The sequence below is a fragment of the Kitasatospora sp. NPDC088391 genome, assembly GCF_044753345.1.
Lineage (GTDB): Bacteria > Actinomycetota > Actinomycetes > Streptomycetales > Streptomycetaceae > Kitasatospora.
Map to the genome: position 1 here is coordinate 30,597 of NZ_JBIVNB010000015.1, position 23,795 is coordinate 54,391.

Genomic DNA, 23,795 nt, shown 5'->3' on the forward strand with positions numbered 1-23,795 from the left:
GCGTGGTGGCGAGGAATCTTAGGCAAAAGAAAAGAGCCCTCTTTCGGGGGCTCTTTATGCGTCTAACTCTGTGCTGTTCTAATAGTAAACAATCACGACAAAATATGCAAGCATGTTTTTGCGCAAAACCCAGATGGATAGAAAAAGTACCCCCAAAACCGATGGGCTAGCGCATAGTTCTTTTGCACAGGGCTAGACGCTAGCTTGCTCCTAGTATAAGCATTTCGCGCATGTATTGCAATCATGAAAAAGGCCACCCCTGAGGGTGGCTTAGACTAGGCGAGTTTTATCTTTAGTGCCTTAACTTCTTCGTCTAACCGGTCAAGCTGTAGCCCAAGGGCGGCGCGTTCATGGTCGTCAATCTCGCGCTGCTTGGTGTCGCCGTCGAGAAGAGTATAAACACGCGCAATCTCGCGCTTAAGTTCGTTCTGGGTTAATGCTATCTCAGTGTGCACTTTGTCGAACTCGTTCTCAACGTGTTGGTAGAAGCTCGTGAATTGGCTATCAAATTCGGAGCTTTGCGCGTCGAACCGCTTATCTACCTGCTTGAACCCGTTATCTATGCGGGTTGTGAGTTCGGCGATCGCCTTTAGTATTTCATCATTCATATATAGATTATTATGCGCCACTTCCCGCAGGAATCAAGGGTTCGCCCTCCCGGTTACCCCGGAAGCTCTCTAACGCGAGTTGCATGAGCTGGTAATCCTTCATATCTCGTTCGAGGGCTTCACGCTTGACCCACTTAATCAGGCCCGCAGGAAGATGTGTTGTGTACTTAACCACTTGTTGTTTTGTGGGTTCCCCCACTTCCCCACTTGTAGGCATGTGGCCAAATTGCTGTTGCGTCAGGTTCATAGATTCTCCTTATCTTACTTTCCGCGGGTTGCGTGATCCTGCGTGCTTTACGCTTCGCTTCTCTATCCTGGACGCCTTCATTAAGCGCTCAGCAAGGCGTATCCATGTGCCCTCAGTCGTGAGTTGATGCTGATCCGGGTTAATCCCTAGTCGCTCAGTCACGAAGACCTTGGAGAGCTGTCCTAGAAGGCCGCCTGTGATAGTCATTGTATTCTTGTTCATTTGCATTTCCTCTTACACTCTTATTCTAACGCAATAGAGCATGAGAATACAAGTGCATTCACGTTCTAATGCGTTAGAGCGTTAGAATGGAAACGATCGCACGTAAGAATTAACTCACTCACGCTTTGAAGCGTTGATAATTGGACGCGAGGATGCATATGTGCTAACTTAAACAAATAGGAGAACAAGTGAATAATGGCAAAGAAGATAGCAATCGCCATCCACAAAGGCGGGGTAGGCAAGACAACAAGCGCCAAGAACATCGCAGCTGCTTTGGCAGGTGCAGGTAAGCGGACGCTGTTAATTGACCTTGATGAACAGGCGAACGCTACCAAGGGCCTCGGTGTTGACCCCGACGCGCTCTCTGCCACACTGAACGATCTATTTACTGATCCCACCATTGAGCCGTCTATGGCCGTGGTGACGACGCTTGTCGATGGCCTTCATCTGATAGCCGGTCATCCAAACCTCTCAAAGACTGAGACCGGAATGGCCTTTCAGCGCTCCGATCCGACAGCCCCTGATCCCATCGTGGCGCTAAAGACGCTCTTAGAGGCGCTAGAGGATCACTACGACTTCATCATTCTTGACACGCCGCCGTCTCTTGGCTTCATGACCATCAACGCGCTTGCTGCGGCTGATGAACTCGTAATCCCTGCTGCGGCCAGTGCCTACACTCAAGACGGCCTCGCTCGAACCATTGAGGCATACGAGAGGGCAGTGAAGACCTACAACCCTGGTCTACGGCTGCGAGGCATCTTGATTACCCGCGTCAAGCGTACGAACGCCTCCTCGGCAGTTCTCGACGGGATAGGGGAGGCATACAGCGACCGCGTGATCCCTCAGCTCATTGTCGAGTCCACCGCCGTAGATGAGGCAGAACAACTGAACCAACCGGTAGTGCTCTATGACCCCGAGAGTGCAGCCGCGCAAGGATATAAGCGGGTCGCGGAGATACTGATCAATGAGTAACGAGTTTAAGAAGCAGGTAGGCGAGCGTAAGTCGTTCGCTCCTCGCCAAGCCATCCCACAGGTTGATCCCGAGGCACCCAAGACAGCGCCGGCGGAGCCGGTAGAACCTCCGCAACCAACGACGCCCGCGGCTCCAGTTGAAGCCGACTCAAGCGGCCCGGTAATCCGCACGATTGTGGACACCAACGAGTCACCCTTGAACCGTGGCTTCCACATGTACCCGTCGCGCCACAAGCAAGTGACGCATGACCTCGTGTACATCGAGGAGCGTAAGCCTTGGGAGATCATCGAGGATGCGTTAGAAGAATACGTCGTCAAGCACTATGGGAAGCAGTACAAGCGGAAGTAGTCCATGGAGTTGCGCAATGATTAGAGGGTGGATCAATAATGCAGCTCGCTCGCCATGGCCATTGCTTGCTACGCTGCTTTTGTGTCAGATATATATTTGGTCGGATTTTCTCAGGGCTCCTAGTCGAGGCCAGCCAGGTATGACGGGGGCGGGTTTCCCCATACTAGCTACCGTAGGAGCCTTGTTTGTAATTCTCGCATTTAGCATGATCCGCCATCTGATCCACAGTCCTCGTCTGGGGCGTGCATCCGTCTTCCTGATAATCAACAGCCTATCGTGCGTGGCGCTGGCATTTTCTCAAACGTACTGGATGCTTGGTACGAAGGACAATTTCAGTGAGCAGTTAACGAAGTTGGATGCTGTCTATTTTGCTCTCGGTACTATGACCACCGGCACAGGGAGCTTGGCCCCATTAAGCGCTCAAGCGCGAGGCGTCGTAACGGTTCAAATGGTTATCGACTTCCTCCTGATCGCCGTCGCTGCGACCATCCTTGTGTCACGGCTCAGCGAAAATCGCGAGGATCGCGTTTCACCGTCCGAGTCCGAGCCTTAAAGTCGCCGTGCCATTAGAGCGAGTGAGTAGGTTTTCTTTGTGATCATGGGTCGCACAATGTAACTTGTGCGACCCAGACAAAATGCTTACAGGGGTAGCGGTTCACCAGACCATCGGTCCGGTTGATTGTCCAGACCTAGGCCCGAGGCCGGTCGCACTGGAAATCGTTGACAGATAGTGTCAGACAATGGTCTGGTAGTCGCGAAAGCCGAATCCATCTAGACCATGTTCCGTTGATTCTGCAACCTCTTGCGCAAAGCTCGATAGGATGGGATTAGGGCATTAAAAAAACCTGCTCCCACCGAGCAGGTTCGTAAACTCAAGCCCCATGAGGAGCGAGTCTTTCTGAAGAACGATCGTTGGCCAGCTAGCCGGGCGTCGTCGCTGGAGGCGACGTATCGCCCGAACCAGCTTCGCACCACCAATCTGTTATCCGAACTTGGTCGCCGTCCACGACCAGCCCTGAGAGCCGGGCAGCGTTGTGACGGGATTGACGGTTTGGAACGGTGTTCCAACACCCCCGTAGGCAACGTGGATGCCGATCCCTCCATCTGCGAGCTGCGTCAGGAGCGCGAGATCCGACTCACTGTCGGCGTTGAAGAGTCCCGACGTGATCATGGTCTGAGTCCAGACCCACCCATCTGACGCCAGCAGGTGCTGAGCGATGGTGGTGGTGTTGCTGAAGATCGACGTTCCCGCGCCTCCGTAGAGGACATGGATATCGATACCTCCAGCACTGGTCTGGTGCAGGATTGCCAGGTCGGCGTAGGGATCACTGTTGAACAGTCCCGCCGCCAACTTCATTTTTGTCCAATCCCAACCAGCAGTGCCCGGTAGGTCTCTGACATCTTGCTCGATGCTGAACGCGGAGCTGTCGTTCGCGCCGTACAGGATGTGGACGTTTACGCCTCCGTCTGACGCCTGGTAGAACACCACCAGGTCGGCGAAGCTGTCCGCATTGAACAGCCCGGCCGCGAGCTTCATGTGCGACCACTGCCAACCAGGACCGGGCAGACTACGAGCGACCGGAAGTGCGTTGTTGTAGCTGAACATGTCCGTCCCCGCGCCTCCGTAGAGAACGTGGATATCGGCGCCACCATCGGCTCGCTTTTCGGCGATCGCGATGTCGTCGAAGCCGTTTCCCTTGAAGTCTCCGGAAACGACCTTGGCATTCGCCCAGTTCCACCCGTCCGAAGCCGGAAAGGACATGGGGTCAGACATTGCGGTGAACTCTGTTCCCGTCGGCCCTCCGTAGAGAACGTAGAGATGGAATCCACCGTCAGCCGTCTGGTGCAGGATTGCTAGGTCGGCGTACGTGTCGCTGTTGAAGCGGCCGGCCACCACCTTGATTTGGTTCCAGTTGAAGCCACCGGACTGACCCGGTGGCGGTGCTGAACCGTAGAGGCTCCTGGCGCTGACTACCGTGCTGAACATTGTGGCCCCCGACCCTCCATGGAGAAGGTGGACACCAATGCCTCCGTCAGCAAGCTGACTGAGGGTGGCAATGTCCGAGTAGCCGTCTCCGTTGAAGTCGCCGCTGTACTCCGAGTCATCGCTCGAAGATGTGGCGCTTGTCGGGATGCCGGGTGGAGGCGGTGGTGTTGCTACCCCGTCCTTCAGGTGCAAGAATCCACTCGGCCAGTTCTTACTGGTTGTAGCGATGGTTTCGGCCCAGTACCCGCCTACATTGTGGTAGGTGTTGTACTGCTCGATGTTGATAGAACCGTTAGCGTTCACCGAGTCGACATAGGCCACATGACCCATCGAACCGGCGTCACCATGGTTCGCGTCCCACCAGGCTACCGAGCCGATTGCTGGCGTGCCACTGAAAGCGGAGTCGCCAAACAGGTTGATCGCGTTCTGCTTCCACTCAGATGCGACGCCAAAGTGGCCCTTAACTCCGTTGGCGCTCATGTTGTTTGTGAACGCCATGCCGTTGTCGTTGTTGAGCCGCCACGCCACAAATGATACGCATTCGCGGTTGTAGAAGCCCCAGGGATCAACGACAGAGTCCTGGGCCGCAGTAGCAAGGTACTTAGGTGCGGTGTTCGGGTAGTCGTCCGTTCCAGTGGTTGCCGAAGCCGGTGTAGCCGTCACGACCGCATTCGTCACCACTCCCGTAAAACCAACGAGCACAAGGCTCACGGCCAACAGGAGAGCACGAAGGCGCGTAAGCGTCTTGCGTCTGACCTTTTCAGTTGTCAAGGTTCTCACCTCTTTCCCATATGTCTTGCAGGGCGACGCGTGGCGGAATGCCTAAACCCTTTGCATTACCAAAGAGACGCACCTGATCGTCCACTTTAAGCTAATAGGTCATTAATCCAAAGCATGAGGATTATCAGAGGGGCGAATTCAACTTCAGGGTGGAAATTGGGCCGTTTTATGATATTATTCTGAGAAGTATGAACGAAACTCCATTAACCCACAACCCAATGAAACAAAACGGCCCAGCCGGCCGTCGTAAGTCACTATTAATTACAGGCGCTATCGTCCTGGCGCTAATTGCCATCGCAGCTATCGCCTACTCGGTCTACGCGTGGCAGCAAAACCGTCAGCTCTCGTCTGATGTAAGCACGAAGAACACGCAGATAGCTGATCTGCAAAAGCAGAAGACCACGTCAAGCTCAACGCCAACAACTTCTCCAACAACAACACCAGCCGACCCGTATGCTGGTTGGCAGAGTGCGACGTTGAAGTACGAGAAACTCAATCTCAAGTACCCGTCAACATGGAAGCTGACTGACACGAGCACGCCATACAACGGCAATAACATCATGGCGACACCTGGCAATGACGCGGCGTCACTCACTAGCCCAACAGGGCTCACCGTGACCGTAGCCACTGGGGTGAATAGTGTTGGAGATGGGCCGTACAGCACCCACCCTCAATTCATTGTCCCTATCGCCACATTGGGCGGAAACTATTATCTAGGCTTCGGGACAGGCCCAGCTGGGGACACCTCTCCAGTTAATGGCGCTGTCGGAACTTCGTCAAGCAGTCCAGCCCTTTATCCAGCGAGTAAGAACATCAGCGCTCCCGGTGGGCCGTCATATGACATTATTCGAATGACCTACAATAATTCGACTCAAAATGGCGTCTCAAAGCCTTTGGGAACTTACCAGAACGATACTTTCTACAACGACGCACTCCTGATTATCAAGTCGTTGAGCTACTAAAGCTCAGCAGTGATCGTAAATTTGTGACAATGCGTTCTATGGGCGCTCAATGAAAATAGCCCCGCCCTGACAACCCTTTCGGGTCATCAGGGCGGGGTTTTCACCTCAACTACCGGGAGCGTTGGCAGGAGGTGAAGTGTTGGGTGTTACCCGTTGCCGTTACCGACACGAGTTCCGGGAACGCGACCACGTGTGCCGCGTGCCTCCTTTAGCACCTTCGGCATGTCGGGTGCCAGCTTGTTGAAGTCGGGCACCTTCATGTAGACGTCGCGGGTTTCCCCGTTGGGGGTGCGGACTTCGAGGATCACGAGATCCCCGCCAATGTCCTTGAACGAGTCCAGTTCCGACACGAGCACGTCCAACGACTTGGGCTGGTCAATGCTCGGGTGCTGGCGGACGACGACAGAGGCGAACTCTGCATCTGTCCCACTCTCTCCGCTCAGGTCGGACTCTTTACGGCTGACAATAGCCACTTCTGCTCCACTGCTTGAAGGGATTAGGCTCTCTTTCGGGTGAGCCATATCTATTTACTCATATTGTGTGTAGGTTCGATATGGTCAAATTGGCAACGGCAAATCGGATGATGCGTTGTATAATTGAAGCAGAGATATTGCAATGAAAATCGAAGATCTAAAGCATCAGCCGGCATCGAGGAAGAACCCGCCAATCAAGAGGGTTGGGGTGAGTGTGCGTGAGGCGGAAGACGCAAAGTGGGTTGAAGCGCAGAGAGTCAATGCTCCCGTGCTTCAACCCACTCAACTTGAGCATATAACCGCTATCCTTGGCGGTGCACCACCTGAAGACGCTCAGGATTAAACCGGTTGCTTCCCTTGGTGGCTGGTTGCAGGATGATCGCCTCGAACAGTTGAGCCGCTATGGCTCGCCGTTGCTCTACTTCGAGGAATGGCCACATCTCAGCCATGTTGTTTGACTTTGGCGCGGCGTGCTTCTTCGCATGGGTGCTGCGTTCCTTGACGAGTGCGGCGATGGCCGCTTCTTTCTTTCGTACCTCCGGCCAAATGTGTGGCCCCATGTCGGGGTTCTCCTTGAACTGGGCCAACAGGTTTGCCTTGGTGGCGTTCAGGGCCTTGAGTTCATCGGCCTTCGGCCATGGCTGCGTCTCCACCTCGATGCGCTCCGCTTCGAGTCGGGCAAGGATGAGCTTGGTCACTAGCCCATCAATTGCGTTCCCTGATCCACAGTTTCCGCAACCACCGTCGTTGTACTTGCATTGGTAGGTGTAGCGGTTGTTCGGCTGCGCGCCTCCAGTGGGTTTTCCACCACAGTTTCCGCACCGCAGGATGCCAGAAAGCATGTACTTCAACTTCCCGATATCGGCGTGTCCCTCCGGGCGGTCGGGGCCTGCGAGAAGGGCGACAACTGAATGCCAGGTGTGTTCATCCAATATGGCCGGGTACTGCCCTTTGACCGGGTTGCCCTCATCATCGGTGAGGTAGCGCGTGTGGTGCGGCTGATCCATCGGGCCATACACCCGGTACCCCACCATCCGAGGTGACGTCATCATGAGCACGAACGTCCTACGGCTCCACGGGTTGCCCTTGGTGGTGCGCCTTCCTGCCGCGTTCCACTTGCGGATGATGGTTGAAGCCTTCACACCAGCGAGCAACAGGCGAGCTGCTGCCTTGATCTGCCACGCTTCCTTATCTACTATGGTGCGTTTGTCTTCCGCCCACCCGAACGCACGGTTACCACCTACGGGGATACCTCGCTTAGCGCGCGAGAGATGACTGTCCCTCAATCGACGTGACGTGTCGGTGGAGGAGCTGGCGCGAGCGTTCAGGACGTAGCGCGCTGCCGAACGACCGTTGTCCGTCAGAAGGTCGAGCGATCCACGGATATCGAGGATCGGCCGGTGGTAGTACTGCACTACCTCGATGGCGTCTTCTAGGTGGCGGTGGTCGCGCGTAAGACGGTCGATGTCATAGACGACCGAGCCGTCTACGTGAGTGGTCTTGCCGAACCCCTCGGCGGGAGTGAAGTGCTCGGACTCAGTGCTCCCCTTCTTGAGGTCACTGAGCATCCCCTCAAACACTGGACGGATGACGCGGTAGATGTAACTCCCGTCCTCCTGCTTGATGCGCTTCTTCTTCCACGCCGAGGTGTCGGGCTCGTCATAGGTGCCGACGTACGTACCACCCCGCGACTCGACGTACTTGCGGCAGAGCGCTTCTTGTTCGTCGCGGTTATTGATGTCCCCGCCGGTCATCGGGATGCCGGACGTTTCACGGTCGGGGTGGGTTTCGAAGGAGAGCCGAACCAATCCGGCGATGTTAAGGCCGGTGAGATTGCCCTGATGGACGCGCTCAATGATGTTCGGTTGTGATTGCACTGCGTGATCTCCTGTTACTTATTGTAACAATGATCACATCTTTTGCAATACTGCCGCGGCCAGCGGACCACCCTGTGGTGGGACCTGCCGCTGCGCGACAGCTACGAACTGGCCCGCCGGATCTACCGCGTCCCCGACGCCCGGTACCGGGCCAACCTCGACCGGTGCGTCGAACTCCTCGGCCTGGGCGAACTGCTGGACACCCCCGTCCGGCAGCTCTCGCTCGGCCAGCGGATGCGCGGCGACCTCGCCGCCGCCCTGCTGCACGACCCCGAGGTGCTGTACCTGGACGAACCCACCATCGGCCTCGACGTGGTCTCCAAGGCGAAGGTCCGGGAGTTCCTGCGGGAGACCAACCGGGAGCGGCGCACCACCGTGCTGCTCACCACCCACGACCTCACCGACATCGAGCAGCTGTGCGGCCGGGTGATGGTCGTCGACCGCGGCAGGCTCGTCCTGGACGGCCCGCTGGAGCTGCTGCACACCGTCGGCCGGAGCGAGCGCACCCTGGTGGTCGACCTCGCCGAGGCCCGGCCGCCGATCGAGCTGCCCGGCGTCCGGGTGGTCCGGGTCGACGGCCCGCGCCAGTGGCTGGCCTTCCCCGCCGAGCAGAGCGCCGCCCCCGTGGTCGCCGCCGTCGCCGCGCGCCACCCGCTGGTCGACCTGTCGATCCGGGAGCCCGCGATCGAGGACGTGATCGCCCGGATCTACGCCGGAACGCCCGTCGCGCCGGTCCCCTGACGGCCGGTCGGCCGCCCGGGCCGACACACCGGCGCCGTCCCCCGATCGGGTGGTGGAGGTGACCGGATGGCCGGTACGGGAGTTGACACCACGTGACCGAGCAAGCAGGGACCGGGCAGCGACCGGACGTCAGCGTGGTGATCGCCGTCCACGACACCATGCCCTACCTGACCGCGTGCCTGGACTCGCTGGTCGGACAGACCATCGGGCACCCGCGGATGGAAGTGGTCGCCGTCGACGACGGGTCCAGCGACGGCAGCACCGAGGAACTGGCCCGCTTCGCCGCCGCCCACCCCGGACTGTTCCGCACCGTCCGGCAGCCCGCCTCCGGCGGCCCCGCCAAGCCCACCAACCGCGGCACCGAACTGGCCCGCGGCCGCTACCTGCTCTACCTCGGCGCCGACGACTGGCTCGGCCCCGAGGCGCTGCGGCGGATGGTCGACGCCGCCGACCGCTGGCACTCCGACGTGCTGATCCCCAAGCAGGTCGGCGAGAACGGCCGGGTCGTCCCGCAGGGCATCTTCGACCGCACCGCCGAGCAGGTCACCTTCACCGACTCCGCGCTCGCCTGGGCGCTCGGCGACACCAAGCTGTTCCGCCGCGAACTGGTGGTCGCCCACGGGCTGCGCCGACGCGAGGACCTGGTCATCCACTCCGACCAGCCGTTCACCATCGGCGCGCTGATGCACGCCCGCAAGGTCTCGGTGCTCGCCGACTACGACTACTACCACCTGGTGTCCCGGCAGGACCGCTCCAACGTCACCCACCGGGCCGGGCCGCTGGACCGGCTGCGCGGCTTCCGCGCCTCCCAGGAGGTGCTGGCCGGGTACGGCGAGCGGTCCGCGCACCGGGCGATCCGGGAGCGCTTCTTCAGCTGGGACATCCCGCAGCTGCTCCAGGAGGGCTTCCTGGCCGAACCGCCCGTCCTTCAGGCGCGGATCGCCCGCGAGATCGGCGAACTCGTCGACCGCTACTGCCCGGCGCTGGTCTTCGCCGACCTGCCGGTGCCGGTCCGGCTCCGGCTCGCCCTGGCCCGCCGCGGCGACCTCCCCGGCCTGCGCGAACTCATCGGGTACGAGCGCGACCACGGCGCGCCGCCGGAGGTCCGCCGCCGCGGCCGCCTCTACGCGGCCTACCCGATGTTCCGGGAGCGGCGGCGCGCCCTGCCCGACGCCCTGTTCGAGACCGGCCCGGCCCCCGGCCCCCGGGGCTGGCGCCGACTGGTGCCCGCCCCGCTGCGGCGGGCCCGGCGGGCCGCCCGGCGGCGGGTGCGCGGCCTGGTCGCCGTCCTGCGGGGCTGAAGGCATGGGAACGGGAGAAGCGAGAGGTGACGCGGTGACGGAACGGGCCCTGGACATCTGCGTGGTCGGACTCGGCAAGATCGGACTGCCGCTGGCCGTCCAGTACGCCGCCAAGGGACACCTGGTGACGGGCGCCGACACCGCCCCCGGGGTGGTCGCCGCCGTCAACGCCGGGCGCCCGCCGTTCCCGCGCGAGGCGCACCTCGACGAGCGCCTCGCCGCGGCGGTCGCCGCCGGGCGGCTGCGCGCCACCGGCGACACCGCGGCCGCCGCGGCCGGCGCCGCCGCCGTGGTCGTCGTCGTCCCGCTGCTCACCGACCCCGACGGCAACCCCGACTTCGGGCTGCTCGACGCCGCCACCGACGCGGTCGCCGCCGGGCTGCGGCCCGGGACGCTGGTCAGCTACGAGACCACGCTGCCGGTCGGCTCGGTGCGCGGGCGCTTCGCCCGGCGGCTGGAGGCCGGCTCCGGGCTGGCCGCCGGACGGGACTTCGCGCTGGTGTTCAGCCCCGAACGGGTCCGCACCGGGCGGGTCTTCGCCGACCTGCGGCGCTACCCGAAGCTGGTCGGCGGGATCGACGCGGAGTCCACCCGGCGCGGCGTCGAGTTCTACCGGGCCGTGCTCGACTTCGACCCGCGCCCCGACCTCCCGCGCGGCAACGGCGTGTGGGCGATGTCGGGGGCGGAGGCCGCCGAGTTCGCCAAGCTCGCCGAGACCACCTACCGGGACGTCAACATCGCGCTGGTCAACCAGTTCGCCCGGTTCGCCGACCGGGTCGGCGTCGACCTCGCCGAGGTGATCGACGCCTGCAACTCGCAGCCCTACAGCCACCTGCACCGCCCCGGCATCGCCGTCGGCGGCCACTGCATCCCGGTCTACCCCCGGCTCTACCTGTGGAACGACCCGCACGCCACCGTGGTGCGGGCCGCCCGGGAGGCCAACGAGCAGGTCCCCGCGTACGCCGTCGGCCTGCTCACCGGCGCGCTCGGCCCGCTGGACGGCGTGCCCGTCACCGTGCTCGGCGCCTCCTACCGGGGCGGCGTCAAGGAGACCGCCCGCTCCGGGGTGTTCCCGCTGGTCGAGGCGCTCCGGGCGGCCGGCGCCGAGGTCGGCGTCAGCGACCCGCTCTACCCGCCGGACGAACTCGCCGCCCTCGGCCTGCCGCCCGACCAGGGCAAGCCCGCCGCCGCGCTGGTCGTCCAGGCCGACCACCCCGAATACCGGGACCTCGGCGCGATCGACTTCCCCGGCGTCCGGGTGCTGCTCGACGGCCGCCGGGTCACCGACCCGGCCCGCTGGGAGGGCGTCCGGCGGATCGTCCTCGGCGGGGGCGGCGCGGCGGGCTGACGATCCGTCGGGTCGCGGCCGGGCGGCGCGGATTCGCGGGGCGGGGCCCGTTCGGCGGGAGTGGTGTGCGAGTCTGGCGGGGTGAGTGTGGACGAGACCGCAGCCGGAGTCAGGTTCACCGCCGCCGACGAGGCCAAGCGGCGCGGCGTACGGAAGATGAAGGCCGTCGCGACCGGCCTGCTCGCCGCGGCCACCCTGGTGTTCGCCCTCGCCACCTGGGCGAAGGCGGCCGGCGCGGGCGCCTGGGCCGGGTACGTGGCGGCCGCCGCCGAGGCCGGCATGGTCGGCGCGCTCGCCGACTGGTTCGCCGTCACCGCGCTGTTCCGCCGCCCGTTCGGGCTGCCGATCCCGCACACCGCGATCATCCCGACGAAGAAGGACGCCTTCGGGCGCTCGCTCGGCGACTTCGTCGGCGACAACTTCCTGTCCGCGCCCGTGGTCCGGGCCCGGCTCGGGCGGATCGGCGTGGCCCGGCGGCTCGGCGAGTGGCTGGCCGCGCCCGGCAGCGCCGAACGCGTCACCCGGGAGGCCGCCGCCGCGCTGCGCGGCGTCCTCGCGGTGCTCCGCGACGACGACGTGCAGGCCGTGGTCGCCGAGGCGATCACCCGCCGGGCCGCCGCCACCTCGGTCGCCGAACCCGCCGGCCGGCTGCTCGGGAAGATCGTCGCCGACGGCGGCCACCGCGGCGTGGTCGACCTGGTCGCCGTCCGGGCCCACGACTGGCTGCTCGACCACCACACCGACGTGGTCGCCCGGATCACCGCCAAGACCCCCGGCTGGACGCCCAAGTTCATCGACCACCAGGTCGGCGAACGGGTCTACAAGGAACTGCTGCGCTTCGTCACCGACGTCCGCGACGACCCCGCGCACCCCGCCCGCGGCGCCCTCGACAACTTCCTCGCCGACTTCGCCACCGAGCTCCAGCACGACCCCGCGACCATCGCCCGGGTCGAGCGCGCCAAGTCCGAACTGCTGGCCCGCCCCGAGGTGCAGGACCTGATCGCCTCCTCCTGGTCGGCCGTCCGCACCCTGGTGCTGAACGCCGCCGAGGACGAGAACAGCGAGCTGCGCCGCCGGATCACCGAGGGCCTGCGCTCCCTCGGCCACCGGCTCGCCACCGACGGCAAACTTCAGGCAAAAACCGACGGCTGGCTGCTGGACGCCGCCGAGTACGTGGTCTCCACCTACCGGGAGGAGATCACCTCGCTGATCTCCGAGACGGTGGCCGGCTGGGACGCCGCCGACGCCTCCCGCAAGATCGAGGCGAACGTCGGCCGTGACCTGCAGTTCATCCGGATCAACGGCACCGTGGTCGGCGCGCTGGCCGGCCTGCTGATCCACACCGTCAGCACCGCGCTGGGCGGCTGACGCCCCGTCGGCGCCCGGCGGGCCGCCCGGCGGAACCCGGCGGTCCGCCGTCCCGACCCTTGGGTAGGGTGGCGACCGGTCCGACCAGGGGGGTCGGGCCCGTTCTGCCACGGGGGAGTTGACCGGAATGACGGTGCGTGCACGACAGACGGCCCTGCGGGCCGCGGCCCTGACGGCCGCCGCGCTGCTGCTGACGGCCTGCAACGACGACGACCCGGCGGTCACCGCCGCGAACACCGCCGCCGCCTCGCACCCGGCGGCCGCGCCGTCCGCGAGCGCCACCGGCAAGGCCAAGGAGCCCGCCAACGGCGGCAGGAGCAGCGCCAAGCCGACCGCCGGGGCCGCCGCGGACGCCACCGCGCAGGCCAGGACCGGAAAGCTCGCGCTGACCGCGAAGGACTGGGACCACGGCTTCGTCGCGGACGGCGACGACGACACCGACCGGTCCGACTACACGATGGACAAGTCCTGCAGGTCCACCGCGAACGGCGGCACCGTCAAGGGCATGACCGCCACCACCTCCCGGTTCGTCCGGCAGGACCACGAGAGCGACACCACCTTCGCCAACACCGAGGTGTCGGTCTTCTCCGGCGCCGACGCCGCGCACCAGGACATCGCGGAGTACAAGGCCAACATCGCGCGCTGCGAGAACTACACCGACGCCGAGAGCCACAACGCCTTCAGCACCGCGCACGAGGCCGAGTCGCCCACCGTCCCCGGCGCCGACGAGGTCTACACCGAGGAGGGCCTCGGCGTCTACGACACCACCGAGGGCGGGCGCACCGACAAGCGCCCCTACACCTACATCATCGCCCGCAAGGGCGCCGTGACGATCTCGGTGTTCGTGGACGGCGACCCGCAGCGGCAGAGCTTCGAGGGCCGCGGCCTGGCCCGCGAGGCGCTGGCCAAGCTCGCCGCCCGCTGGTGACGGCCCGGCGGTGACGGCCCGCCGGTGACGGCCCGGCGGTGACCGCCCCCGGGCCCGGCGCGGGTTAGCATGCGAGGTCTGTCCGGGTCCGGGTGAGAAGAAGACGGGAGCGTGCCGTGGCCGAGGGTGTCCAGGGGATCGAGGCGTTCATCGCGGGAATGCCGAAGGCGGAACTGCACGTGCACCACGTGGGTTCCGCCTCGCCGCGGGTGGTGGCCGAACTGGCCGCCCGGCACGCCGGGCGGAGCAAGGTCCCGACCGACCCGCAGGCGCTCGCCGAGTACTTCACCTTCACCGACTTCGCGCACTTCATCGAGGTCTACCTGAGCGTCGTCGACCTGGTCCGCGACGCCGAGGACGTCCGCTCGCTGACCTACGGCGTCGCCGAGGACATGGCCCGGCAGAACATCCGGTACGCCGAACTGACCGTCACCCCCTACTCGTCGGTGCGCCGCGGCATCCCCGACGTCGCCTTCATGGAGGCGATCGAGGACGCCCGGCGCTCCGCCGAGCGGGACCTCGGCGTGGTGCTCCGCTGGTGCTTCGACATCCCCGGCGAGGCCGGGCTGACCTCCGCCGAGGAGACCGCCCGGCTCGCCCTCGACCTGGCCCCCGAGGGCCTGGTCTCGTTCGGCCTCGGCGGCCCCGAGATCGGCGTGCCGCGCCCGCAGTTCAAGCCCTACTTCGACCGGGCCCGGGCGGCCGGCCTGCACAGCGTCCCGCACGCGGGCGAGTCCACCGGGCCCGAGACGGTCTGGGACGCGATCCGCGACCTCGGCGCCGAGCGGATCGGCCACGGCACCCGGTCCGTCCAGGACCCCGCCCTGCTCGACCACCTGGGCGAGCACCGCATCCCGCTGGAGGTCTGCCCGACCTCCAACCTGGCCACCCGGGTGGTCGAGCGGATCGAGGAGCACCCGATCCGGCAGATGGTCGACGCCGGACTGCTGGTCACCGTCAACAGCGACGACCCGCCGATGTTCGGCACCGACCTGAACACCGAGTACGCGGTGGTCGCGCAGCTGCTCGGCCTGGACGAGGCCGGGGTCGCGGCGCTCGCCCGCAACGCCGTCGAGGCGTCCTTCCTCGACCCGGCGGGCAAGCGCCGGCTGACCGGCGAGATCGACGCCCACCTGGCGGCCTGGCAGAAGGGCTGACGGGCCGTCGGCCCCGTCCCCCGCCGGGACGGGGCCCGGCTCAGGGCAGCCGGACGACCGAGGCGGTGGCCGCGGCGGCCCGGGCGGCCTCCAGCACGGCCAGGGTGGCGACGGCGTCCCGCGGGTCCACCGGCACCGGGGCCCGGCCCGCCAGCGCGGCGGCGACCCCCGCGTAGTAGGCCGGGTAGTCGCCCGGGTCGGTGGCCACCGGCTCGGCATCGCCGTCGCTGCCGAGCAGGCCGTACGCGGCCGGGTCGTCGTCACCCCAGCGCAGGTCCGGCCCGGGGCGCCGCCCGGCCCGCAGCGCGGCCTCCTGCGGGTCCATGCCGGACTTCACGTAGCCCGCGCGGTCGCCGAGCACCCGCAGGCGCGGCCCGGCCAGCGGGGCGAGGGCGCTGGTCCACAGCTGGGAGCGGACCCCGCCGGTGTGGGTCAGGGCGAGGAACGCGTCGTCGTCGACCACCGCGCCGTCCCGGCGGACGTCGATCTCCGCGTACACCGTCTCGACCGGCCCGAACAGCGCCAGCGCCTGGTCGACCAGGTGGCTGCCCAGGTCGTACAGGGTGCCGCCGACCTCGGCCGGGTCGGAGAGCTCGCGCCAGCCCGGCTTCGGCTTCGGGCGGAAGCGCTCGAACCGGGACTCGAAGCGGTGCACCCGGCCGAGCCGGCCCTCCTCGACCAGCCGGCGGACGGTCAGGAAGTCGCCGTCCCAGCGCCGGTTCTGGAACACCGACAGCAGCAGGCCGGACTTCTCGGCGAACTCGCACAGGTCGGCGGCCTCGGCGGAGGTCGCCGCGAGCGGCTTGTCGACCACGGTGGCCAGGCCCGCCAGCAGGGCGGTCCGGGCCAGCGGGACGTGGGTGCGGTTGGGGGAGGCGATCACCACCAGGTCGAACCGGTCCCGGTCCTCGAACAGCTGCTCGGGGGTGTCGAGGGCGCGGGCGTCCGGGTGGTCGCGGTGCAACTGGGCGCGGCGGTCGGGATTGGCGGTGACCACCGCGTCCAGCCGCAGGCCGGGAGTGGTGGCGATCAGCGGGGCGTGGAAGGCGGAACCCGCCAGGCCGTAGCCGATCAGGCCGACGCGGAACGGGGCGGAGGGCGTGCTGCTCATGCCCTCAACTCAACCACCCCGGGCCGCCGCGGTGGCGGAGGCGTCCCGTGCTGTCGGTCCCCGTCAGGGCCGCACCCGGCGGCCGTGGCGCAGGACGGCGGCCGCGGACCCGGTCAGCAGCAGCACCGAGCCCAGCGAGACCAGCACCCCGTTCGCGGTGTCCCCGCCCCCGTCGCCCCCGCCGCCTTCGCCGCTCCGGGCGAGCGTGCGGAGCGGGCGGAGCGTCGGGACCGCCGCGGGCGGCGGGGCGGTGGCCGTCGGGGCGGCCGCGGTGGGCTGCGGACAGGAGGCCGTCGGCTCCTCCTGGCGGCAGTCCCGGACCCGGTCGGGCCGGTCCGGCGCCGACTCGTGCCCGGCGGCGGACCCCGCCGCGAGACTCCCGAACAGGGCGGTCGCGGCGAACAGGACGGCGGGGCGGCGGACGGAGGCCATCGGCGGGCTCCCTTGCGTCGTGCGGAGAGGGCTTGTCCGGGACGCTAACCAGTGCTGGCACCGGATCTGACGGTACGTCAGGGTAATTACGGGCGCCTTAAGCCGACGTTGAGGTTGCCCGGAGCGGCGGCGACGTTCCGGCTCCGGGCGGTCACCCGCCGTTCGGGAACAGGGTCTCGGCGACGTGCCGGGTGTCGGTGTACTCGCGGACGGCGGCGATCCGGCCGTCCCGGACGGTGAAGACGCCCAGGCAGCGGTTGTCGTAGCGGCGGCCGTGCACGGTGGTGCCGCGCGACGTCCACTCGGCGACCACCCGGTCGCCCTCGGCGATCGGCGTGCCGACCAGGGCGACCTCGACGGCCGTGCCGGGTCGGAAGACGCCGCCGACCGAGCCGAGGAAGTCCTCGACGACGGCCGTCCGGCCGCGCCACTCGCCGCTCAGCGGCAGGTCGCCCGGATAGCTCCAGACCACGTCCTCGGTGAAGGCGTCCCGGACGGCGGCCGCGTCGCCGCGGGCCACCGCGGCCACGTAGTCGGTGACGACGGTGCGGGGGTCGGTGTTCATGGCGGATCTCCTCGGAGGGAAGGTCGGGTGGGGACGGTTCGGGTGGGAGGTCAGTCGAGGGTCAGGACGGCGTTGCCGCGCACGCGCCGGCCGCGCAGGGCGGCGATCGCCGCCGCGGTGTGCCGCCAGTCGTCGACCAGGCCGAGTTCGGGGTGCAGCCGGCCCTGCTCGGTCAGCCGGACCAGGGTGCGCAGGTCGTCCCCGTCCGGGTGGTCGACGTCCGCGTAGCCGAAGTGCTGGACGGTGGCCGACACCGGACCGTTCAGCAGGGCGAAGAAGTCCAGCAGCACCGGCTCGCGGGACGCCTGCCCGAACCACAGCAGTCGGCCGCGCGGGGCGAGCAGCGCCAGCGCCCGGGGCAGCTCCGCGCCGCCGGTCGACTCCAGCACCAGGTCGTACGGGCCGCGCGCCCCGGCCACCTCGTGCACCACCTCGTCCGCACCCAACTCCCGCAGCCGGGAGCCGCGTTCGGCGTTCGCGGTGACGACCGTCAGCTGCGCCCCGGCGGCCGCCGCCAACTCGGTGACGTAGTGGCCGACGCCGCCGGACGCGCCGGTCAGCAGCAGCCGCCGCCCGGTCACCGGGCCCGCCGCGCGCAGCAGCCGCAGCGCGGTCAGACCGGCCAGCGGCAGCGCGGCGGCGGTCGGGGCGGCCAGCCGCTCGGGCAGGACCGCCAGCGCGTCCGTGTGCACCGCGACGTACTCCGCCCAGCCCCCGCCCGGCGGGTGCGCCACCACCCGCTGCCCGACCGCCGGGCCGGTGCCGTCCGCGGCGGCCTGCACGACCAGCCCGGCGACGTCCTTGCCGGGCCGCCAGTGCGGCGGCGGGTCCTCCAGCAGGAAGGTCTCGCCGCGGTTCACCGAGAACGCGTCGACCTTCACCAGCGCCTCGCCGGGGCGCGGCTCGGGCTGCGGGACCTCGGCGAACCCGACCGTGCCGTGCGCCGGAACCAGGGCCTTCATCGGGGGACTTCCTCTCGTGGGGACCGATCGGGGGGCCGATCGGGGGGCCGATCGTGGGGACCGACTCGCTCGGTGACGGACCCAGTCAACGGCCCGGGCCCCGGGAGGGTCCAACAACCGGAACGCCCCTACGACAACCGCCGGTTGTCGGCGATGATGGCCCGATGGACGACCCCGACCTCCGGCAGCTGCGGGCCTTCGTCGCCGTCGCCGAGCAGGGCCACTTCGGGCGCGCCGCCGAGCAGTTGGCGCTCACCCAGCAGGCCGTCTCCAAGCGGATCGCCGCCCTGGAACGGGAGTGGGGCGTCCAGCTGCTCGACCGCGGCCCCGCCGCCGTGCAACTCACCGACGCCGGAAGGCGGTTGCTCGACCCCGCGCGGGCCGCGCTGGCCGCCGGGCAGGCCGCCCTCGCCGCCGTCCGGCAACGGCCCGCACCCGCCCGGCTGGACGTCTGGGGCCACCTGTTCGAGCCGCTGCGCACCGTGCGCGACGCCCTCGCCGCTGCCCCCGGGCCGACCGTCGAGGTCGGCCCCGCCCGGGACCTCGACGCGGTCGCCGCCGCCCTGGCCCGGGGCGAGAGCGCCGCCGGGTTCGGCCGCCACCAGCCGGGCACCGGAGGGGAGTTGGCGCACCGGCTGGTCCGGCTGGAACCCGTCGACGCGGTCCTGCCCGCCGACCACCCGCTGGCCCGCGCCGACCGGCTGCGCCCCGCCGACCTGGCCGCGCTGCGGCTGGTGCTGCCCGCCGACCCGGCCCGGCTCGACTTCCTGGCCCGGTTCGGCGCGCACTTCGGCGTCCCACTGCTGTCCGGCGAGGCCAACCTCGGCCTCGCCCACTTGCTCGACCGGGTCCGCACCGTCCCCGACGGCTGCACCCTGCTGCCCGCCGAACTCCCGCTCGCCGTCCCGCCCGGCCTGGTCGTCCGCCCGCTGGTGGACCCCGTCCCGCTGTACGCCTGGTCCCTGGTCTGGCACCGCGAGCGCCCGCACCCCGCCGTCCCCGCGCTGCTGCGCGCGTTCGCCGAACGCGGCCGCGAACGTCGCTGGCTGGAGTACCGCCCCGACCGCGACTGGCTGCCCGGCGCCGACGCCCGCGACCTGGCGTGACGCACCACGCCTACCCGGCGCAGGCACGACGGAGGGCCCCGGCGAGGCGTTCGCCGGGGCCCTCCGGGGGGCGGGTCAGATCAGCTCGACCAGGTCCGCGATGGAGTCGACCACCTTGGTGGGGCGGTACGGGAAGCGGTCCACGTCACCGGCCTGAGTGAGGCCGGTCAGCACCAGGAAGGTCGACATGCCGGCCTCCATGCCGGAGACGATGTCGGTGTCCATCCGGTCGCCGATCATCGCGCTGTTCTCCGAGTGCGCGCCGATCGCGTTCAGGCCGGCCCGCATCATCAGCGGGTTCGGCTTGCCGACGAAGTACGGCTCCACGCCGGTGGCCTTGGTGATCAGCGCGGCCACGGCGCCGGTCGCGGGCAGCGCGCCCTCGGCGGACGGGCCGGTCTCGTCCGGGTTGGTGGCGATGAAGCGGGCCCCCGCGTCGATCAGCCGGACCGCCTTGGTCATCGCCTCGAACGAGTAGGTGCGGGTCTCGCCGAGCACCACGAAGTCAGGGTCGCTGTCGGTCAGGACGTAGCCCACGTCGTGCAGCGCGGTGGTCAGGCCGGCCTCGCCGATCACGTAGGCGGTGCCGTCCGGACGCTGGTCGGAGAGGAACTTCGCGGTCGCCAGCGCCGACGTCCAGATGTGCTCGGCCGGAACGTCCAGGCCCATCCGGGACAGCCGGGCGTGCAGGTCGCGCTGGGTGTAGATGGAGTTGTTGGTGAGCACCAGGAAGGGCTTTCCGGACTCACGCAGCCGCTTGATGAAGGCGTCGGCCCCCGGAATCGGCACGCCCTCGTGGATGAGGACTCCGTCCATGTCGGTCAGCCAGGTCTCGATGGGCTTGCGGTCTGCCACGTCGGTGTCTCCTCGGTCTTGCACTGGTCGAACGATCTCGTGGATCGCTCCGACCGGACACCGCTGGCCGGTCGGGCGCCACTGGCTGCCCCAACGCCGATCAGCCTAGTCGCCCGCCCCCGCCCCACGCAGGGGCGTCCACCGCCGTCCACCGCCGGACACCGGCGGACACCGGCGGGATGGACGCCCCCCGCGCCGTCAGTTCGCGTACGGGTTCCCGCCGGGGGGCTGCTGCTGGTACGGGGGCTGCTGCGGGGCCTGGCCGTACGGGGGCTGCGGGGCCTGGCCGTAGGGCGACTGCTGGCCGTACGGCGGTTGGGGCTGCGCCTGCGGCGGGTAGGGCTGCTGCTGCGGCGGGGCACCGTACGGCGGCGGGACCGGGACCGGGCCCGGGGCGGCGGGGCGCTTGCGGCGGGCGATCAGCGCGATGGCCAGCGCCAGGACCACGATGCCCGCCACCGTGCCGCCGACGATCAGCGGGAGGTTGCCGCTCGGGTCGGAGTCGGAGGAGGACGGCGGCTGCGCGACCGGCGCCGAGGTGCCGGGCGCGTTGCCCGCCGGGTCGGTCGCGGGCGCGTTCGTCGGGGCGCTGCCCGCACCGGACTTGGTCGGGGCCGGGGCGGCACCCCCGGCGGCGGCCAGCGGGCTGACGTCCGCCGGGCCCGGGTCGCCGGGGTCGGTCAGCGCGATCCGCGGGCGGATGACGCCGTAGCCCAGGTACTCGCTGCGCTCCTTGGGGTTGGACGCGGTGTTGATCATCACCCGCAGGACCTGGTTGGCCGTCCAGTCCGGGTGCACCGACCAGATCAGCGCGGCGGAGGCGGAGGCCAGCGCGGCGGCGTCGGAGGTACCGTCGCCCTTGCAGTAGCCGGACGGGCCGGTACAGGACGCGTAGATGTCCACGGAGGGGGCGGCCAGGGCAACCTGCGGGCCGTGCTCGGAATCCGCCCAGGCCTTGCCGTCGCGGTCGGTGCCGGCCACGGCGACCACACCCGGCAGGCCGGACGGGTACTCCAGGGGATTGCCCTTGGCACCGCTGTTGCCCGCCGAGACGAAGACCAGCGTGTTGTGGGCATTCGCGTAGGAGATGGCCGACTTGAGTTTGTCGACGCTCGCAGGCTGCAGGGTGTTGGCCGGAACGCCCATGGAGATGTTGATGATCCTGGCGTTGTTGTCGACCGCGTAGGTGACGGCCTGGGACACCTGGTCCGCGAACGGAGTCGTCGCCCCGGTCCCGACGGACGTGTCACCCGCCTTGAGGGGAAGGATCTTCGTGCCGGGAGCGAGTCCGTACGCGCCCTGCCCGTTGAGGTTCTTGCCGGTACCGGCGATGGCGGAGGCCATGTGGGTGCCGTGACCGATCTGGTCGGACAGCACGCCGCCGGGCTGGGTGGTGAAGTCCTTGCCGGGGAGGAGTTGCCCTGCCAGGTCGGGGGCGTCGCCCTGCACACCACTGTCGACCACGGCGACGGTGACGCCCCGGCCCGTGCTGGTCTTCCACATCTCGTCGGCGTGCATGGCGTCCAGATGCCACTGCTGCGCCCGGATCGAGTCCACCGCGGACGCGGGCCCCGCCGTCCATCCCCACAGCACGGCGCCGACGGCCGCCGCCGCGGCGAACCGCCGTCCGTGTCCTGTCCTGCCCGTTCGCCGCATCACACTCTCCTTCGTGCTCCGTCGCCTTCGCCCGGGGCCAGCCCCGTCACACGGTGCGGCCCGGTCGCGGGAGCCGCAGCCCCCGCGACCGGGCCGTCGAACCGGTCGTTACTCGATCACGTTCGGGTTGGCCCGGCCCATCCCGGAGGTCCAGGTGTCCTCGTCCTCGTTCAGGTAGTCCGGGCGGTTGCCCTTGGCCTTGGACTTGCGGTTCGCACTGCCGCCGCCGATCCCGCCGCCGAAGGAGTTCCCGGCCCGGCCGTCCGCGCTCCGCTCGGCCCGGCCGCGCAGGCCGCTCCCGCCCGGAGTGAACTCGCCGCGCCCGCCGGTGCCCCGGCTCCCGCCGACGGTGCCGCCCGCGCGGCTCACCAGCCCGCTGCCGCGCGCACCGCCGGCCCCGCCGCGGGCGCCACCGGCACCCCCGCCGCCACCGCCGTGCGGCATGCCGCCACCTCCCGCACCGGGGGCGCCGGGACGGCCGGACTGGCCCGCCGCGCCCGCCGTGCCGGTACCGGCCCCGGGAGCGCCGGCGCCGCCCCGGGCACCCGTCCCGGTCGTCCCACCGGCACCGGGAGCACCGGGGCGCCCGCCACCGGCCGCGCCACCGCCGCCGTAGCCGCCGCCACCGGGCAGGCCGCCGCCGGGGAACCCGCCCCCGCCGTAGCCGCCACCGCCGCCCGAGCCGCCGTACCCGCCACCCGTTCCGCCGCCGTAGCCACCGCCACCACCGCCGGGCAGGCCGCCGCCCCCGCCGCCCGGGCCGGGCAGCGTCGGGCTCGGCGGCGCCGGCGCGGTCGGCACGTGGTCGATCCGCAGCGGGCCGGGGTCGGGGACGATCGGGTCCCGGCGGATCGGGCCCGGGCCCGGGTGGTTGACGCCCCACGGCGGCTGGGCGACCGGACCGGGGCCGGGCGTCGGGACCGGGTTCACGGTCGGCGGCGTCCAGGTCGGCATCGGGGTCCTGCTGCCACCGCCGCCACCACCGCCCCCACCACCGGTGTAGCCGCCACCACCGCCGCCGCCGTAGCCGCCACCGCCACCACCGGTGCCGCCACCACCGATCGGCACATTCTGAAGACCGGCCTCGTGCGGGGAACCCGTCACCTGCGCCCCCGGCGGCGGCGGGAACACCGGCGGCTGCGCCGAGTTGAGCTGGGTGCTGACGTGCTCGTAGGACTGCCCGAGGCGCTCCATCTGCGTGATGGCCTCCTGGTGCGCCTCGAAGACGCGGTCGGAGGCGGCCCGGGCCTGGTCCTCGGTGACCCAGTCGGAGTTGACCATGTGGGCGACCTTGTCGCCGAACATGCCGCCCAGGACGGTGCCGGCGCCCGGCATCAGCACGCTGCCCACGACGGCGCCGCCGATGCTCATCGCCGTGTTGTCCTGGGCCTCGTAGCGGCGCACCGTCTCGATGTCCTGGTGCGGGACCTCCGGAATGCCGAGCTTGACGCTGCCGAGGGTCGCGGCGGCGCTCTCCATGTGGGTGCCGGCGTCCCGCGAGTAGGTGGCCAGGTCCATGGTGGAGCGGGAGACCTGGCTGCCCCAGGTCTTGAAGTTGTCGGCGGCGTCGCCCTGCCAGTCGAGGCCGCTGATGTGGCGGTGCAGTTCCTCGCTGATCTCGTCCATCCGGTGGGCGGCCTGGCGCAGTTGCTCACCGACCATGGCGACGCCGATCGGGTCCGCGTGCTGGACCATGGCGACCAGTTGTTCGTGGCTGGAGCGTCCGATCTCGCCCGGCTGCAGCCTGACGAATCTCGCCTCTTCGAGTTCGGCCATTTCGTCTCTCCC

22 protein-coding genes and 1 pseudogene are annotated in these 23,795 nt (G+C 68.1%); 11 read left to right on the forward strand and 12 right to left on the reverse strand.

Annotated features, from left to right (window positions below):
• Positions 1–275 precede the first annotated feature (275 nt).
• Positions 276–608, reverse strand: coding sequence for a hypothetical protein (locus ACIQBJ_RS32100; RefSeq protein WP_400717714.1), 333 nt, complete (start codon positions 606–608; stop codon positions 276–278).
• A gap of 10 nt (positions 609–618) precedes the next feature.
• Entirely contained in the window at positions 619–855 is a 237-nt protein-coding gene (locus tag ACIQBJ_RS32105) for a hypothetical protein (RefSeq protein ID WP_400717716.1), read from the reverse strand.
• Positions 856–1,272: 417 nt separating this feature from the next.
• On the opposite strand from ACIQBJ_RS32105, the gene ACIQBJ_RS32110 reads away from it, so the two are divergent.
• The 3 genes from ACIQBJ_RS32110 to ACIQBJ_RS32120 all read left to right on the forward strand — a co-directional run bounded on the left by ACIQBJ_RS32110 (position 1,273) and on the right by ACIQBJ_RS32120 (position 2,951).
• Positions 1,273–2,049: a ParA family protein gene (locus tag ACIQBJ_RS32110; RefSeq protein WP_400717719.1), complete on the forward strand. Its 777-nt coding sequence runs from the start codon at positions 1,273–1,275 to the stop codon at positions 2,047–2,049.
• On the forward strand, positions 2,042–2,398 hold the full coding sequence (locus ACIQBJ_RS32115; protein WP_400717721.1) for a hypothetical protein: 357 nt from the start codon (positions 2,042–2,044) through the stop codon (positions 2,396–2,398). The genes ACIQBJ_RS32110 and ACIQBJ_RS32115 overlap by 8 nt, the downstream gene beginning before the upstream one ends.
• Positions 2,399–2,603: 205 nt before the next feature.
• Entirely contained in the window at positions 2,604–2,951 is a 348-nt protein-coding gene (locus ACIQBJ_RS32120; protein WP_400717723.1) for an ion channel, read from the forward strand.
• A 429-nt stretch (positions 2,952–3,380) separates the two neighbouring features.
• Here the strand turns inward: ACIQBJ_RS32120 and ACIQBJ_RS32125 are convergent, their stop codons facing one another.
• A complete protein-coding gene (locus ACIQBJ_RS32125) occupies positions 3,381–5,096 on the reverse strand; it encodes a CHAP domain-containing protein (RefSeq protein ID WP_400717726.1) in 1,716 nt (571 codons plus the stop codon).
• A 257-nt stretch (positions 5,097–5,353) separates the two neighbouring features.
• Between ACIQBJ_RS32125 and ACIQBJ_RS32130 the strand changes: the two genes are divergently transcribed.
• A complete protein-coding gene (locus tag ACIQBJ_RS32130) occupies positions 5,354–6,127 on the forward strand; it encodes a hypothetical protein (protein WP_400717728.1) in 774 nt (257 codons plus the stop codon).
• A 146-nt stretch (positions 6,128–6,273) separates the two neighbouring features.
• Here the strand turns inward: ACIQBJ_RS32130 and ACIQBJ_RS32135 are convergent, their stop codons facing one another.
• Entirely contained in the window at positions 6,274–6,600 is a 327-nt protein-coding gene (locus tag ACIQBJ_RS32135) for a hypothetical protein (protein WP_400717730.1), read from the reverse strand.
• 302 nt (positions 6,601–6,902) lie between these two features.
• On the reverse strand, positions 6,903–8,477 hold the full coding sequence (locus tag ACIQBJ_RS32140; protein ID WP_400717732.1) for a recombinase family protein: 1,575 nt from the start codon (positions 8,475–8,477) through the stop codon (positions 6,903–6,905).
• 57 nt (positions 8,478–8,534) lie between these two features.
• Here ACIQBJ_RS32140 and ACIQBJ_RS32145 point away from each other — a divergent pair.
• The 6 genes and pseudogenes from ACIQBJ_RS32145 to ACIQBJ_RS32170 all read left to right on the forward strand — a co-directional run.
• Positions 8,535–9,218 (forward strand): annotated as a pseudogene (locus ACIQBJ_RS32145) (AAA family ATPase); the annotation flags it as partial.
• Between the two features lie 92 nt (positions 9,219–9,310).
• The gene (locus ACIQBJ_RS32150) at positions 9,311–10,519 is read left to right on the forward strand and encodes a glycosyltransferase family 2 protein (protein ID WP_400717734.1); all 1,209 of its coding nucleotides are present in this window, start codon (positions 9,311–9,313) and stop codon (positions 10,517–10,519) included.
• 49 nt (positions 10,520–10,568) lie between these two features.
• Positions 10,569–11,867 (forward strand): nucleotide sugar dehydrogenase, encoded by a 1,299-nt coding sequence (locus ACIQBJ_RS32155; RefSeq protein WP_400717932.1) that lies wholly within the window; start codon positions 10,569–10,571, stop codon positions 11,865–11,867.
• 87 nt (positions 11,868–11,954) lie between these two features.
• Positions 11,955–13,235, forward strand: coding sequence for a DUF445 domain-containing protein (locus ACIQBJ_RS32160; protein WP_400717737.1), 1,281 nt, complete (start codon positions 11,955–11,957; stop codon positions 13,233–13,235).
• 127 nt (positions 13,236–13,362) lie between these two features.
• Positions 13,363–14,163 carry a hypothetical protein gene (locus tag ACIQBJ_RS32165; protein ID WP_400717739.1) on the forward strand — a complete coding sequence of 267 codons (801 nt, stop codon included), beginning with the start codon at positions 13,363–13,365 and terminating at the stop codon, positions 14,161–14,163.
• A gap of 116 nt (positions 14,164–14,279) precedes the next feature.
• Positions 14,280–15,320 carry an adenosine deaminase gene (locus ACIQBJ_RS32170; RefSeq protein ID WP_400717742.1) on the forward strand — a complete coding sequence of 347 codons (1,041 nt, stop codon included), beginning with the start codon at positions 14,280–14,282 and terminating at the stop codon, positions 15,318–15,320.
• A 40-nt stretch (positions 15,321–15,360) separates the two neighbouring features.
• On the opposite strand, the gene ACIQBJ_RS32175 is transcribed toward ACIQBJ_RS32170, so the two are convergent.
• From ACIQBJ_RS32175 to ACIQBJ_RS32190, 4 genes are all read right to left on the reverse strand, one after another.
• On the reverse strand, positions 15,361–16,431 hold the full coding sequence (locus tag ACIQBJ_RS32175) for a Gfo/Idh/MocA family oxidoreductase (RefSeq protein WP_400717744.1): 1,071 nt from the start codon (positions 16,429–16,431) through the stop codon (positions 15,361–15,363).
• Positions 16,432–16,494: 63 nt separating this feature from the next.
• On the reverse strand, positions 16,495–16,863 hold the full coding sequence (locus ACIQBJ_RS32180; RefSeq protein ID WP_400717747.1) for a hypothetical protein: 369 nt from the start codon (positions 16,861–16,863) through the stop codon (positions 16,495–16,497).
• A 151-nt stretch (positions 16,864–17,014) separates the two neighbouring features.
• Positions 17,015–17,428: a nuclear transport factor 2 family protein gene (locus ACIQBJ_RS32185; protein ID WP_400717749.1), complete on the reverse strand. Its 414-nt coding sequence runs from the start codon at positions 17,426–17,428 to the stop codon at positions 17,015–17,017.
• Between the two features lie 50 nt (positions 17,429–17,478).
• Positions 17,479–18,390 carry a zinc-binding dehydrogenase gene (locus ACIQBJ_RS32190; RefSeq protein ID WP_400717751.1) on the reverse strand — a complete coding sequence of 304 codons (912 nt, stop codon included), beginning with the start codon at positions 18,388–18,390 and terminating at the stop codon, positions 17,479–17,481.
• 164 nt (positions 18,391–18,554) lie between these two features.
• Here ACIQBJ_RS32190 and ACIQBJ_RS32195 point away from each other — a divergent pair, with 164 nt between their 5' ends.
• A complete protein-coding gene (locus tag ACIQBJ_RS32195; protein WP_400717753.1) occupies positions 18,555–19,496 on the forward strand; it encodes a LysR family transcriptional regulator in 942 nt (313 codons plus the stop codon).
• Positions 19,497–19,571: 75 nt separating this feature from the next.
• Here ACIQBJ_RS32195 and ACIQBJ_RS32200 read toward each other — a convergent pair whose 3' ends face one another.
• The 3 genes from ACIQBJ_RS32200 to ACIQBJ_RS32210 all read right to left on the reverse strand — a co-directional run bounded on the left by ACIQBJ_RS32200 (position 19,572) and on the right by ACIQBJ_RS32210 (position 23,783).
• Positions 19,572–20,351, reverse strand: coding sequence for an HAD-IIA family hydrolase (locus ACIQBJ_RS32200; protein ID WP_400717755.1), 780 nt, complete (start codon positions 20,349–20,351; stop codon positions 19,572–19,574).
• 198 nt (positions 20,352–20,549) lie between these two features.
• Positions 20,550–22,007: a type VII secretion-associated serine protease mycosin gene (gene mycP / locus ACIQBJ_RS32205; RefSeq protein WP_400717758.1), complete on the reverse strand. Its 1,458-nt coding sequence runs from the start codon at positions 22,005–22,007 to the stop codon at positions 20,550–20,552.
• Between the two features lie 108 nt (positions 22,008–22,115).
• Positions 22,116–23,783: a WXG100 family type VII secretion target gene (locus ACIQBJ_RS32210; protein WP_400717760.1), complete on the reverse strand. Its 1,668-nt coding sequence runs from the start codon at positions 23,781–23,783 to the stop codon at positions 22,116–22,118.
• Positions 23,784–23,795 lie beyond the last annotated feature (12 nt).

Coding starts and splice junctions, on each gene's coding strand:
- ACIQBJ_RS32110 (WP_400717719.1), top strand. CDS start 1,273: ATGGCAAAGAAGATAGCAATCGCCATCCACAAAGGCGGGGTAGGCAAG.
- mycP (WP_400717758.1), bottom strand. CDS start 22,007: ATGCGGCGAACGGGCAGGACAGGACACGGACGGCGGTTCGCCGCGGCG.
- ACIQBJ_RS32130 (WP_400717728.1), top strand. CDS start 5,354: ATGAACGAAACTCCATTAACCCACAACCCAATGAAACAAAACGGCCCA.
- ACIQBJ_RS32180 (WP_400717747.1), bottom strand. CDS start 16,863: ATGGCCTCCGTCCGCCGCCCCGCCGTCCTGTTCGCCGCGACCGCCCTG.
- ACIQBJ_RS32190 (WP_400717751.1), bottom strand. CDS start 18,390: ATGAAGGCCCTGGTTCCGGCGCACGGCACGGTCGGGTTCGCCGAGGTC.
- ACIQBJ_RS32105 (WP_400717716.1), bottom strand. CDS start 855: ATGAACCTGACGCAACAGCAATTTGGCCACATGCCTACAAGTGGGGAA.
- ACIQBJ_RS32185 (WP_400717749.1), bottom strand. CDS start 17,428: ATGAACACCGACCCCCGCACCGTCGTCACCGACTACGTGGCCGCGGTG.
- ACIQBJ_RS32165 (WP_400717739.1), top strand. CDS start 13,363: ATGACGGTGCGTGCACGACAGACGGCCCTGCGGGCCGCGGCCCTGACG.
- ACIQBJ_RS32100 (WP_400717714.1), bottom strand. CDS start 608: ATGAATGATGAAATACTAAAGGCGATCGCCGAACTCACAACCCGCATA.
- ACIQBJ_RS32175 (WP_400717744.1), bottom strand. CDS start 16,431: ATGAGCAGCACGCCCTCCGCCCCGTTCCGCGTCGGCCTGATCGGCTAC.
- ACIQBJ_RS32210 (WP_400717760.1), bottom strand. CDS start 23,783: ATGGCCGAACTCGAAGAGGCGAGATTCGTCAGGCTGCAGCCGGGCGAG.
- ACIQBJ_RS32115 (WP_400717721.1), top strand. CDS start 2,042: ATGAGTAACGAGTTTAAGAAGCAGGTAGGCGAGCGTAAGTCGTTCGCT.
- ACIQBJ_RS32120 (WP_400717723.1), top strand. CDS start 2,604: ATGATCCGCCATCTGATCCACAGTCCTCGTCTGGGGCGTGCATCCGTC.
- ACIQBJ_RS32195 (WP_400717753.1), top strand. CDS start 18,555: ATGGACGACCCCGACCTCCGGCAGCTGCGGGCCTTCGTCGCCGTCGCC.